The 12,592-nt window shown below is 74.6% G+C and carries 9 protein-coding genes and 1 pseudogene; 3 read left to right on the top strand and 7 right to left on the bottom strand.

The window, feature by feature from the left end:
- Window positions 1-31: 31 nt before the first annotated feature.
- The 6 genes and pseudogenes from AB0E62_RS11535 to AB0E62_RS11510 form a co-directional block, all read right to left on the bottom strand.
- Window positions 32-1,453 carry a SidA/IucD/PvdA family monooxygenase gene (locus AB0E62_RS11535; RefSeq protein WP_362191178.1) on the bottom strand — a complete coding sequence of 474 codons (1,422 nt, stop codon included), beginning with the start codon at window positions 1,451-1,453 and terminating at the stop codon, window positions 32-34.
- Window positions 1,450-2,826: an aminotransferase class V-fold PLP-dependent enzyme gene (locus AB0E62_RS11530; protein WP_362191176.1), complete on the bottom strand. Its 1,377-nt coding sequence runs from the start codon at window positions 2,824-2,826 to the stop codon at window positions 1,450-1,452. Before AB0E62_RS11530 ends, AB0E62_RS11535 begins: the two co-directional genes overlap by 4 nt.
- Window positions 2,827-2,993: 167 nt before the next feature.
- The gene (locus tag AB0E62_RS11525; RefSeq protein ID WP_362191174.1) at window positions 2,994-3,821 is read right to left on the bottom strand and encodes an NAD(P)H-binding protein; all 828 of its coding nucleotides are present in this window, start codon (window positions 3,819-3,821) and stop codon (window positions 2,994-2,996) included.
- A gap of 114 nt (window positions 3,822-3,935) precedes the next feature.
- Entirely contained in the window at window positions 3,936-6,428 is a 2,493-nt protein-coding gene (gene pepN, locus AB0E62_RS11520; RefSeq protein WP_362191172.1) for an aminopeptidase N, read from the bottom strand.
- A 104-nt stretch (window positions 6,429-6,532) separates the two neighbouring features.
- Window positions 6,533-6,895, bottom strand: coding sequence for a chorismate mutase (locus AB0E62_RS11515; protein ID WP_362191330.1), 363 nt, complete (start codon window positions 6,893-6,895; stop codon window positions 6,533-6,535).
- A gap of 51 nt (window positions 6,896-6,946) precedes the next feature.
- A pseudogene (locus AB0E62_RS11510) lies at window positions 6,947-7,819 on the bottom strand (AraC family transcriptional regulator); the annotation flags it as partial.
- 127 nt (window positions 7,820-7,946) lie between these two features.
- Between AB0E62_RS11510 and AB0E62_RS11505 the strand changes: the two are divergent.
- Window positions 7,947-9,701 (top strand): beta-galactosidase family protein, encoded by a 1,755-nt coding sequence (locus AB0E62_RS11505; RefSeq protein ID WP_362191170.1) that lies wholly within the window; start codon window positions 7,947-7,949, stop codon window positions 9,699-9,701.
- 572 nt (window positions 9,702-10,273) lie between these two features.
- Window positions 10,274-11,155, top strand: coding sequence for a hypothetical protein (locus tag AB0E62_RS11500; protein ID WP_362191168.1), 882 nt, complete (start codon window positions 10,274-10,276; stop codon window positions 11,153-11,155).
- A gap of 51 nt (window positions 11,156-11,206) precedes the next feature.
- On the opposite strand, the gene AB0E62_RS11495 is transcribed toward AB0E62_RS11500, so the two are convergent.
- A complete protein-coding gene (locus AB0E62_RS11495) occupies window positions 11,207-11,545 on the bottom strand; it encodes a MerR family transcriptional regulator (protein ID WP_362191166.1) in 339 nt (112 codons plus the stop codon).
- Between the two features lie 59 nt (window positions 11,546-11,604).
- Between AB0E62_RS11495 and AB0E62_RS11490 the strand changes: the two genes are divergently transcribed.
- Complete coding sequence (locus AB0E62_RS11490; protein ID WP_362191164.1) at window positions 11,605-12,477, top strand: aldo/keto reductase; 873 nt, start codon at window positions 11,605-11,607, stop codon at window positions 12,475-12,477.
- Window positions 12,478-12,592 lie beyond the last annotated feature (115 nt).

Here is a 12,592-nt window from a genome sequence, read left to right as displayed (position 1 = left end):
CGGTGCCGGTGGGCTTGTTCCGGCCGGCCGGTCACAATCCGTCGACGAGCGGGGTGAGCCGCTGGGGCTGCCGGGCCTGTGGCATCCGGTCCGCGGGGTCTTCGAGGCCGAAGGAGGTGAAGGCGGTCCGGGAGGGCAGGGGGTAGGTCTCCTTCCCGGTGAGGGAGTTGAGGATGGTGGCGCTGCGCCAGGCGGCGAGGCCGAGGTCGGGGGCGCCGACGCCGTGGGTGTGCAGTTCGGCGTTCTGGACGTAGACCGAGCCGGTGACCGAGGGGTCGAGGACGAGGCGGAACTCCTCGTCGACGCGGGGGCGTTCGCTGCTGTCGCGGCGGACGTAGGGGTCGAGTCCGGCGAGGAGCCGGCCGAGGGGGCGCTGGCGGTAGCCCGTGGCGAGGACGACGGCGTCGGTGGTGAGCCGGGAGCGGCTGCCCTGCTGGACGTGTTCCAGGTGGAGTTCGATGGCGCTGGTGGCGATCCGGCCGGCGGTGCGGACGCGGACGCCGGGGGTGAGGACGGCGTCGGGCCAGCCGCCGTCGAGGGTGCGCCGGTACAGCTCGTCGTGGATGGCGGCGAGGGTGCCGGCGTCGATGCCCTTGTACAGCTGCCACTGGGCGGACACGAGGCGGTCGCGGACGGGTTCGGCGAGCGCGTGGAAGTAGCGGGTGTAGTCGGGGGTGAAGTGTTCCAGGCCCAGTTTGGAGTACTCCATGGGGGCGAACGCCTCGGTCCGGCCGATCCAGTGCAGCCGTTCCCGGCCGGCCGGGCGGTGCCGCAGCAGGTCGAGGAAGACCTCGGCGCCGGACTGTCCGGAGCCGACGACGGTGACGTGTCCGGCGGCGAGGACGGTGTCGCGGTGGCCGAGGTAGTCGGCGGCGTGCAGGACGGGCACGCCGGGCGCCTCCACCAGGGGCTGGAGGGGGTCGGGTACGTAGGGGGCGGTGCCGATGCCGAGCACGATGTTGCGGGTGTAGGCGCGGCCGAGGGCCTCGGCCTCGCCCTCGGGGCCGAGCTGGGTGAAGTCGATCTCGAAGACGTCGCGTTCGGGGTTCCAGCGGACGGCGTCGACCTGGTGGCCGAAGCGCAGTCCGGGCAGTTGCCGGGCGACCCAGCGGCAGTAGGCGTCGTACTCGGCGCGCTGGACGTGGAAGCGCTCGGCGAAGTAGAAGGGGAAGAGGCGTTCGCGGTTCCTGAGGTAGCTGAGGAAGCTCCAGGGGCTGGTGGGGTCGGCGAGGGTGACGAGGTCGGCCAGGAACGGCACTTGGAGGGTGGCGCCCTCGATGAGCAGGCCGGGGTGCCAGTCGAAGCCTGGGCGCTGTTCGTAGAAGACGGCGTCGAGTTCGGCGAGCGGGTGGGCGAGGGCGGCGAGGGAGAGGTTGCAGGGGCCGATGCCGATGCCGACCAGGTCGCGGGGGGAGGTCGGTTCGTGGCGTGGGGGGCGGGTCGGGTGGGTCATCGGGGGGTGTTTCCTTCGACGAGTGCGAGCAGGCGGGCCAGGTCGTCCGGCCGGGTCCGGGGGTTGAGGAGGGTGGCCTTGAGCCAGAGCCGGCCGTCGGGCCGGGCCCGGCCGAGCACGGCCCGGCCCGTGTGCAGCAGGTCGCGGCGGACGGCGGCCACGGTGTCGTCGTCGGCCGCGGTGGGGCGGAACAGGACGGTGCTGATGACGGGCCGGTCGTACAGCTCGAAGCCGGGGTGCGCGTCGATCAGGCCGGCGAAGGCGTGGGCGTGGGCGCAGACCTGGTCGACCAGGGCGCCGAGGCCGTCGCGGCCGAGTGTCCTCAGGGTGACGGCGATCTTCAGGATGTCGGGGCGGCGGGTGGTGCGGGGGGAGCGCCCGAGCAGGTCGGGGAGTCCCGCCTCGGTGTCGTCGGCGGCGTTCAGATAGTCCGCGCGTTGGTGGAGGGTGGCGAGTTCGTCCGGGCGGGCCACGGCGAGCAGGCCGGCGGCGGCGGGTTGCCAGCCGAGTTTGTGCAGGTCGAGGGTGACGGTGTCGGCGGCGGCGAGCCCGGTGAGCCGGTCGCGGTGCCGGTCGCTGAAGATCAGGCCGCCGCCGTAGGCCGCGTCGATGTGCAGCCGGGCGCCGTGGGCGGCGCACAGGGCGGCGATCTCGGGGAGCGGGTCGATGAGGCCGGCGTCGGTGGTGCCGGCGGTGGCGGCGACCAGCAGCGGGCCGGGGTGCGCGGTGAGGGTTTCGGCGAGGGTGGCGGGGTCCAGGGTGCCGCGGGGTGCCGGGAGGACGACCGGGGCGGGCAGGCCGAGCAGCCAGGCGGCGCGCGGCAGCGAGTGGTGGGCGGCGGCGCAGCAGACGAGGCGCAGGGCGGTGCCGTGTGCCTCGCGGGCGAGCAGCAGGGCGAGTTGGTTGGATTCGGTGCCGCCGGTGGTGACGAGGGCGTCGGCGAGGCCGGTGGCGCGGGCGAGGGCACGGGTGACGGCGGCTTCCAGGGCGGAGGCGGCCGGGGCCTGGTCCCAGGAGTCCAGGGAGGGGTTGAGGGCGCTCGCGGCGAGGTCGGCGGCGGTGGCCACGGCGAGCGGCGGGCAGTGCAGATGGGCGGCGCACAGCGGGTCGGCGGGGTCGGCGGCGCCCGCGGCGAGGGCGCGGACGAGGGTGTGCAGGGCGTCGGGGTCGCCGGTGTCCGGCAGGGGGTCGCCGAGGGCGGCGGCGACGCGCGCGGTGACGGCGTGCGGGCCGCCGGCCGGGAGTGGGCCGTCGCGTTCGGCGGTGCCGGCGGCGAGCGCTTCGAGGACGGTGGCGAGGAGGGGCCGCAGGGCTTCGGGGCCGCCGGGGCCCGAGGCGAGCGGTGGTGCGCTCAGGGCCGCTTCTGCGGTCATGGGCTCTCCTCCGGGGCACGGGAACGCCGGCCGGGCCGACCGGGCCCGGGTGGGTGGCGTGCGGGTGGAGTGCCAGCTTGTACTGGAGGAGAGCCCTGTGTCCCGAAAGCCCGGCGAACGAAACCCGAAAGTGTGTACTGCTGTGCCGGGAGGGACGGTTCGGCCGGTCAGGCGCTGAAGTCCCCGGCGTGGTCGCGGGTCCAGTGGGCGAAGGTGCGGGCCGGGGTGCCGGTGAGTTCCTCCACGGTGCCGGTGATCTCGGGGGGTGTGCCGACGGTCTCCGCGAAGCTCTCCAGCAGCCGTCCGAGCATCTGCGGCGGCACGTGCGGGAACAGCTCCGGGCCCGCCTCGGCCGGGTCGACCTCCACGAACGTCAGTTTCCTGCCGAGGGTGTCGCCGATGGTGGCGACCTGTCCGGCGTTGCTGACGGCCGCGGGTCCGGTCAGCCGGTGCGCGGCGCCCTGGTGGCCGTCGTCGAGCAGGACGCGTTCGGCCACGGCGGCGATGTCGTCCTCGTGGATGGGCGCGGACAGCCCCTCGGCGTACACGCCGCGGACGGTGCCGCCGCCCGCGCGGATCTGCGGGGCGTACTGGAGCGCGTTGGTGGCGAAGGCGTTGGGCCGCAGGAAGGTCCAGTCGAGCCCGCTGTCGCGGATGTGCCGCTCGGCGGTGGCGTGCAGGACGTGGATGGGGTGGGTCTCGTCGGCGCCCTCCTGGACTATGCCGCTGGAGAGCAGGACGGCGTGGCGCACGCCGTGTTCGCGGGCCGCCGCCAGCAGCGGCGCGGTGACGGCCTGGGCGTACAGGAAGAGTTTCGCCGCCCCGGTGAACAGGGCGGCGGGGTCGTCCGGGCGGAACGCCACCACCTCGGCCCGCTCGGGCAGGCCGGCCCGGGCGGGGTCGCGGGTGAGCGCCCGCACGGGCTGTCCGGCGGCGAGGAGCCGGTTCACCAGGGCACGGCCGACGTTGCCGGTCGCGCCGGTCACTACGATCACGGTGCTGCCTCCTGGGCTCGGTTGCACACTGCTTGCGAGCCTAGGGAGCGCGGCCCGTGGTCCGCATCGGCGGCGGGGACCAGCCGTGCCCTACGTCCCCGGGCGTAGGCCCTGCTACTCCTCCCGCTGCCCGTCGCGGACGCGCAGGGCGCGGGCGAGGTCGTCCAGGCGGTCGGCGAGGGCGCGGCGCAGCGCCGGGGTGAGGTCGCCGGCGCGCAGGCACTCCTCGCCGAGCCGCAGGTTCTCGGTGTCGACGGCGTGGGCGGGGAAGCACCAGCGGCCGGCGGCGGTGGCGATGGCGGGGCCGCGGCGGGCGGCGACGGCGGCCACGTCGGCGTAGAAGCGCGGCACGTACGGGCGGACCAGTTCGGCCTGTTCGGGCTGCCAGAAGCCCTGAGCGGTGGCGGTGAACAGGTAGTTGGACAGGTCGTCGCCGGCGAACATCGCCTCCCAGGCGGCGCGCTTGGCGTCGGGGTCGGGCAGCGCGGCGCGGCAGCGGGCGGCGCCCTCCTGGCCGGTGGCGCTCGGGTCGTCCGCCAGCTCGGCGGCGATGGCGGCCTCGTCGGTGGCGCCGAGGACGGCGAGCCGGGCGAGGACGCGCCAGCGCAACTCGGGGTCGAGCTCCGGTCCGCCGGGTACGGTGCCGTCGGCGAGCCAGGCGGCGATGGGCTCGGGGTGGGCGGCCACGTCGATCAGGTGCCGTACGGCGATCAGGCGCAGTCCGGGGTGGTCGCCGTCCTCGGTGCGGCGCAGCAGGTCGCGGCAGAGGGAGGTGAGGGTGGCCAGGGCGGCCGGCCGGTGGGCCGGGGCGAGGTACTGCTCGGCGAGCTGGCCGGCGGCGAAGGCGAGGACGCCCTGGGCCACGGCGAGGTCGGTCTCGCGGGGCAGGTGGGCGCGGGCCGTCTCCAGGTAGGCGGCGGGCGGGAGGTCGCCGTCGCGTACGGCGTCCCGCAGGGCGTTCCACACGACGGCGCGGGTGAGCGGGTCGGGCAGGCCGGACAGTCCGGTGCGCAGGGTCTCGAAGGAGGCGGCGTCGAAGCGGATCTTGGCGTAGGTGATGTCGCCGTCGTTGAGGAGGACCAGCGCGGGGCGCTTGCCGATGGGCTGCGGGGCGGTCTGCGGGAGGTCGAGGTCGATGCGCTCGCGCAGGACCAGCCGGCCCTCGTCGGCGAGGTCGTGGTCGTACAGTCCGGCGCCGAGGCGGTGCGGGCGGCTGCCGGCGCGGTCGACGGTGAGGGCGCAGGTGCCGCCGGCGGCGGTGATCGCCGGGGTGAGGGTGTCGACGCCGGTGGTGCGCAGCCAGCTGTCGGCCCAGGCGGGGACGTCGCGGTCGGTGGCCGAGGCGAGGGAGTCGATGAAGTCGGCGAGGGTGGCGTTGGCGAACTTGTGCCGGGCGAAGTGGGTGTTGATGCCGGCGAGGAAGTCCTTCTCGCCGAGCCAGGCGGCCAGCTGGCGCAGTGCGGAGGCGCCCTTGGCGTAAGAGATGCCGTCGAAGTTGAGCAGGGCGGAGGCGGTGTCGGGGACGTTGTCGGGGGCGACCGGGTGGGTGGTGGGCCGCTGGTCGGCGTCGTAGCCCCAGGCCTTGCGGGTGACGCCGAACTCGGTCCAGGGGTCGGTGAACCGGGTGGCCTCGGCGGTGGTCTGGTAGCCCATGTACTCGGCGAACGACTCGTTGAGCCAGATGTCGTCCCACCACTTGAGGGTGACGAGGTCGCCGAACCACATGTGGGCCATCTCGTGGGCGATGACCATGGCGCGGGTCTGCCGTTCGGTGTCGGTGACGGCGGAGCGGTAGACGAACTCGTCGCGGAAGGTGACCAGTCCCGGGTTCTCCATGGCGCCCGCGTTGAACTCGGGGACGAACGCCTGGTCGTAGGAGTCGAAGGGGTAGGGCTCCTCGAACTTCTCGTGGTAGCGGTCGAAGCACGCGCGCGTGACGTCGAGGATCTCGTCGGCGTCGGCGTCGAGGTGAGGGGCGAGGGAGCGGCGGCAGTGGATGCCGAAGGGCAGTCCGCGGTGTTCGGTGCGCACCGAGTGCCAGGGGCCGGCGGCGACGGCGACCAGGTAGGTGGAGATCAGCGGGGTGGGCGCGGCCTGCCAGACGCCGTCGCCCTGGTGAGTGGTGACGCCGTTGGCGAGGACGGTCCACCCCTCGGGTGCCTTGACCGAGACCTCGAAGACGGCCTTGAGGTCGGGCTGGTCGAAGGCGGCGAAGACGCGCTGGACGTCGTCCATGAACATCTGGGTGTAGACGTACGTCTCGCCGTCGCTGGGGTCGGTGAAGCGGTGCATGCCCTCGCCCGTGCGGGAGTAGCGCATGACGGCGTGGACGCGCAGTTCGTGCGCGCCGGGGGCGAGGTTCTTCAGCGGCAGCCGGTTCCCGGTGAGCGACTCGGGGTCGAGCGGCTGTCCGTCGAGCGTGACGCTGCGCAGCTCGGCTGGCTTCACCTCGACGAACGTGTCCCCGTCGGACCGGGTGGTGAACCGGATCGCGGTGCGGGAGTCGAAGGTCTCGTCGCCGGTGGTCAGGTCCAGTTCGACCGTGTACCGGTGGACGTCGAGGATCTCTGCTCGGAGCTGCGCTTCATCGCGCGTGAGTACGGACATGGGGGACATGCTGCCTGATGCCGCGGACAGCGCACAGGGGCGGACCGGTACAACGGTCCCCTCCCCCGTGCGCGCCCGGTCCGGCGGCTCGCTTCGGGGTCCGGTCAGTGCCCCGTCGGCGCGTCGTGCGCCGGTCGCCCGTTGTGGGTGTGCTCGGCGATCCGCTCGTGGTGGCGGATCACCTCGGCGATGATGAAGTTCAGGAATTTCTCGGCGAAGGCCGGGTCGAGCTTGGCGTTCTCGGCGAGCCGGCGGAGCCGGTCGATCTGCCGGGCCTCGCGGGACGGGTCGGCGGGCGGCAGCTGGTGCTGTGCCTTGAGCCGGCCGACCTGCTGGGTGGCCTTGAAACGCTCGGCGAGCATGTGGACGACGGCCGCGTCGATGTTGTCGATGCTGTCGCGCAGCCGCTCCAGTTCCTGGCGGACCTCGGGGTCCATGGCACCGGGGCCGGTGTTGCTGGTGGTCATGGGGGCCAACCCTATGCGCTGCGCGGGCCGCGTCCACGGAGTGTCCGAGGACTGGATCAGTGGCGGATCGGCGGGGTCGGGGACGCGGTCGCTCCAGCCGCCGGGCACGGTGCGGCCCTGCTGGGCGCGGAAGCGTACGGGGGCGAGGCCGACGCGCCGGGTGAACAGCCGGGAGAAGTAGGCGGGGTCGTCGTAGCCGACGCGCCGGGCGACGGCGGCGACGGGCAGCTCGGTGGTGGCGAGGAGTTCCTTGGCCCGGCCGAGGCGGATGCCGAGCAGGTAGTCCTTCGGGCTGCAGCCGGCCGCCCGGCGGACCGCGCCGCGCAGTTCGGCGACGGTCATGCCGTGCCGGGCGGCGTGGCCGGCGACGGTCAGCGGGGTGCAGGCGTCGCGGGCCAGTGCGGTGAGCACCTGGTCGCCGCCCCGGCCGAGGTCGGCGCGGGCGCGGCGCAGGGCGACGAGGAGTTCGTGGACGGCGGCCGCGGTCTCGGTCTCCAGCAGGGGGTTGCCGGGGCGGGCGGCCCGGGCGATGCGGGCGATGACGGTGCGGGGGCCGGAGGCGTCGGCGAGCGGGGTGACGGGCCGGCCGGGTTCGATGTGGCCGAGGTCGCGGTAGGCGGCCGTGGCGGGCCCGGTGAAGTCCACGAAACCCTCGTCCCAGCCGGTGTCCGGGTCGGGCGCGTAGTGGTGGGGCACGCCGGGGGTCAGCCACAGCAGCGCGGGCGCGGTGACGGTCGTCCGGCGGCCGTCGGCGTCCCGGTACCAGCCGCCGCCGGAGCTGATCACCACGGCGACGTGGTGGTCGAGGGTGCGGGGGCCGACCGTGGGCAGCGCGCCGTGCTGGAGGCCGACGCCGAGGCAGACCAGGCCGAGGCGGTGGTGGGCGGGGCCGGGGCTGAAGAACCGCATCCAGGTCCGGTACATCGGCGCTCCTTCCGGCGGGCGGCGCGGCGCGGTTTGTCCAAGCAGCGCCGATCTTCGTCCATGGCGCCGGGCGCCGGTAGGGGGCGAGGCTGGGGTACGGCGGAACGGGCCGGGGCGGGGAGGGCGCTTGAGCGGGTTCACGGTGGGGGAATCGGGGTTCCTGGCGGACGGGCGGCCGGTGCGGCTGCTGTCGGGGGCGCTGCACTACTTCCGGGTGCACGAGGCCCAGTGGGGGCACCGGCTGGCCGTGCTGCGGGCGATGGGGCTGAACTGTGTGGAGACGTACGTGCCGTGGAATCTGCACGAGCCGCGCCCGGGGGTCTTCCGGGACGTCGGGGCGGTCGGCCGGTTCCTGGACGCGGTCGGCGCGGCGGGGATGCGGGCGATCGTGCGGCCGGGCCCGTACATCTGCGCCGAGTGGGAGAACGGCGGGCTGCCGGCGTGGCTCACGGGCGAGGTGGGGCGGCGCGTGCGGACGCGTGACGCGCGGTATCTGGCCCGGGTGCGGAGCTGGTTCGCCCGGCTGCTGCCGGAGGTCGTGCCCCGCCAGGCGGACCGCGGCGGCCCGGTGGTCCTGGTGCAGGTGGAGAACGAGTACGGAAGCTACGGCAGTGACACCGGCTATCTGGAGGAGCTGGCCGGAATGCTGCGCGCCGAGGGGGTCACGGCGGCGCTGTGCACCTCGGACGGGCCCGAGGACCACATGCTGACCGGGGGTTCGCTGCCCGGGGTGCTCGCCACGGTGAATTTCGGCTCCCACGCGCGCGCGGCCTTCGAGGCACTGCGCCGGCACCGCGGGGAGGGCCCGCTGATGTGCATGGAGTTCTGGTGCGGCTGGTTCGACCACTGGGCCGGGGAGCACGCCGTACGGGATCCGGCGGAGGCCGCCGGGGTGCTGCGGGAGATCCTGGAGTGCGGGGCGTCGGTGAACCTCTACATGGCGCACGGCGGGACGAGCTTCGGGGGCTGGTCGGGGGCCAACCGGGGCGGCGCCCTGCACGAGGGGCCGCTGGAGCCGGACGTGACCTCCTACGACTACGACGCGCCGGTGGACGAGTACGGCCGTCCCACGGAGAAGTTCCGGCGCTTCCGGGAGGTGCTGGCCGGGTACGCGCCGGGCCCGCTGCCCGGCCTGCCGCCGCCGCCCGCCGTGCTGGCTGCCCCGGCGGAGGCGGTGCTCACCGGCTGGGCGTCCCTGCCCGGGGTGCTCGGGGCGCTGGGCGGGCCGGAGACGGTCGCGCCGGTGCCGCCGACGTTCGAGGAGCTGGGGGTGACCCGGGGCCTGGTCCGCTACGAGGCCGAGGTGCCCGGCCCGCGCCGGCCGTACCCGCTGACCGTGCGCGGGCTGCGCGATCTCGCGGTGGTGTACGTCGACGGGGAGCGGGCCGGGGTGCTCACGGAGGCGGAGCCGCGGCTGCCGGAACCGGTCGCGGGGCACGCGCGCGTGGAGCTGTGGGTGGAGTCCCTGGGGCGGGTGAACTACGGGCCCCGGCTCGGCGAGCCGAAGGGCATCACCGGCGGCATCCTGCACGAACGGCAGTATGTGCACGGGGTACGGGCGCGCGGGCTGGATCTGGACGCGTTCGCCGACGGCGTGTCCGCGGTCCCCTTCGGCCCGCCGCCCGGCCGGCTCACGCCGGGGCTGTACCGGGGCTCGGTCACCGTCCCGGCGCCCGGGGACGCCCGGCTGGAGCTGCCCGGACGGACGCGCGGCTTCGTCTGGATCAACGGCTTCGACCTGGGCCGTTACTGGTCGACGGGACCGCAGCGGTCGTTGTACGTGCCCGGTCCGGTCCTGCGGGAGGGCGAGAACGAGGTGTGGGTACTGGACCTGGACACCGGCGTCCCGGACGCCCCGCCCCCGCGTCTCCTGCCGCTGTGAGGACCAGGACCGCCGGCCCGCCGCCGACGCGAGGAGCACCCGGACCCCGTACCACTGCCGACGCGAGGGACACGGGCGCCGGTTCGCTGCCGGTGCGAGGCGCACGGGCGCCGGTTCGCGGCCGACGCGAGGCGCACGCAGGCCCCCTACCACTGCCGACGCGACGGCCACAAGCTCCGGCCCCCCGCCAGCGCGACGCGCACACGGACCCGTACCACTGCCGACAACGACCACCAGGCGCCGAACCACAGCCGACACAACGATCACCGGGCGCCGCATCGCAGCCGACGCGACGGCCACGGGCGCCGGTCCCCCGCCGGTGCGAGGCGCACGGGTGCCGCCGGTTCGTGCGGTCGCCGACCGTCTGCGCCGTCGAGCCCGGTGTCCGCCTGCCCCGCGGCTGCCGGTACCCCCCTCCCCGGTCGGCCGGCCGCCGTCTCTGCCCCGGTCCGGCAGGCCCCGCCGTTCCCCGTCCGGTCGGTCGTCGCGTGTCTCCTTCGTCCGGGGGCGTTCGCCGGGCCCCTCCCGCCTACAGTGGAGAGGAGTTCCGGCGGGCTTCAGGGGGTGCCTACGTGGCCGACGGCAAACCGGTCGAGCACGGTTACCCGCACCTGGAGACGGTGCGGGCCGCCGTCACCGCGCTGTACCTGCGGCTGTCGCGCGACACCATCGACACGTTCTCGGCCAGCGTGGCCCCCGCCGACGTGGCCTTCTGCGACACCGACGACCTGTACCTGGGCGCGCAGCGGGTGGCCCGGGAGATCGTGCGGCACTTCCGGCTGCCGGACGCGCGGCTGATCGTCGGCTTCCGGGAGATGACCCACGCGGCGAACGTAGAACTGGCGGCGGGCCCCGAGTACTTCGTGGAGCTGAACGACCGGTTCCGCGGCCACCGCGCGGACATCGGCGCGGCCCTCGCCCACGAGGTGGCGCACGTCTATCTGCACCGCCTGGGCCTCGCCTTCCCCACCACGGCGGAGAACGAGATCCTGACGGACACGGCGACGGCCTACCTGGGCGCGGGCTGGCTGCTGCTGGACGCGTACCGGGAGGACGCGGTCTCCTCGCAGAAGCTGGGCTATCTCACCCCGGAGGAGTTCGGTTACGTCCTGGCCAAGCGGGCGCTGCTGTTCGGTGAGGACCCGTCCCTGTGGTTCACCAGCCCGCAGGCCTACACCGCCTACGCCAAGGGCAGGGACCGGGCGCGCCGGGACGGGCAGCAGCCGCCGCTGGCCGCCGCCGGCTGGGCGGGCCGCCGCCGCTACGCCCACGACCGCCGGCACGCGTGCGACGGCCCGCCGGCCGCCCCGTACAGCTTCGCCGCCGACCCCGCCGGCCGGCTCCAGGTCTCGTTTCCCTGCCCCACCTGCCACCAGCGGATCAGGGTGCCGGTGCAGGGGCGGGTACGGGCGCGGTGCGGGTTGTGCCGGACGGTGCTGGAGTGCGACACGTAGCCGGCCAGGACGCGGGCCCCGGCCGGGGCACCGTCCGTCCGGCGGCAGGATCTAGGAGGCGGTCAGCAGCCGGGTCAGTGAGGCCCGGGAGCCCTCCAGCCGGGCGATGCGCTCCTCGATGCCCTGCAGCTGCTCCATCAGCACGGGGGTCAGACAGGGCTCGACCTCGGCCTCGCTGCCGCACACGCAGTCCAGGACCTCGCGGATGACCCGGGTGGGCAGCCCGGCGTCCAGGAGGGTGCGGATCCGGCGTACGGTCCGGGGGGCGCTGTCGTCGTACACGCGCTGCCCGCCGGGGGTGCGGCCGGCGACGAGCAGGCCCTGCTCCTCGTAGTAGCGCAGCAGCCGGACGCTCACGCCGGTCGCGCGGGCCAGCTCCCCGATCCTCATGTGATCCCCCTCACGACGGCTTGAAGCTCACATCCATGTCAGCTCCTAGCGTCTCGGACATGACGAACCCGACTGTATTCCGCATCGGCGGCGACCTGGAGGTACGGCGGATCGGCTACGGCGCGATGCGCCTGGCGAACGCCCCGCACGAGCGGTCCGGCATGACCGCGCCCATCTGGACCGCCCCCACCGACCGCGCCGACGCCGTACGGCTGCTGCGCCGGGCCGCCGAGCTGGGCGTGAACCTCTTCGACACGGCCGACGCCTACGCGCTGGGCGCCAACGAGGAGTTGCTGGCCGAGGCGCTGCACCCGTACCGCGACGGCATCGTGATCGCCACCAAGGCCGGCGTGCTGCGGCCCAGCCCCACCGAGTGGATCACCCATGGGCACCCGGCGTACCTGCGGCAGCAGGCCGAACTGAGCCTGCGCCGGCTGCGCACCGACCGCATCGACCTGTTCCAGCTGCACCGCATCGACCCGGAGTACCCGCTCGAGGACCAGATCGGCGCCCTCCAGCAGCTCCGGGAGGAGGGGAAGGTGCGGCACATCGGGCTGTCGGAGGTGTCGGTGGCGGAGCTGACCGCCGCCTCGGCCGTCGCGCCGATCTCCAGTGTGCAGAACGTGTACAACCTGGACACCCGCGGCCATGACCCGGTGATCGACCACACCGCCGGGGCCGGCATCGCCTTCCTGCCGTACTTCCCGGTGGCCATGGGCGGGCACGCGGCCGACGGCGGGCCGCTCGCCGCGGTCGCCGCCGAACTCGGCGCCACCCGCGCGCAGACCGCCCTCGCCTGGCTGCTGCACCGCGCGCCGAACGTCGTCCCGATCCCCGGCACCTCCTCCCCCGCCCACCTGGCGGAGAACACCGCCGCGCTCGGACTGGCCCTCACCGAGGAGCAGTACCGGCGGATCGACGCGGGCGCGTGACGCCCGGGCGGGGACATGCAACGACGCCTGCCCAGTTGTCCGGTCGGGGACAGGCGGGCAGGCGCCGTCAGTGTTCCGTACGCCTTTGTACGTAACGTCTGTGCGGACCTCGGGT

The sequence above is a fragment of the Streptomyces sp. NPDC038707 genome (assembly GCF_040636485.1).
Taxonomy (GTDB): domain Bacteria; phylum Actinomycetota; class Actinomycetes; order Streptomycetales; family Streptomycetaceae; genus Streptomyces.
Note: the sequence above shows the minus strand (reverse complement) of the source record. Positions and strands in the feature narration are given on the sequence as shown.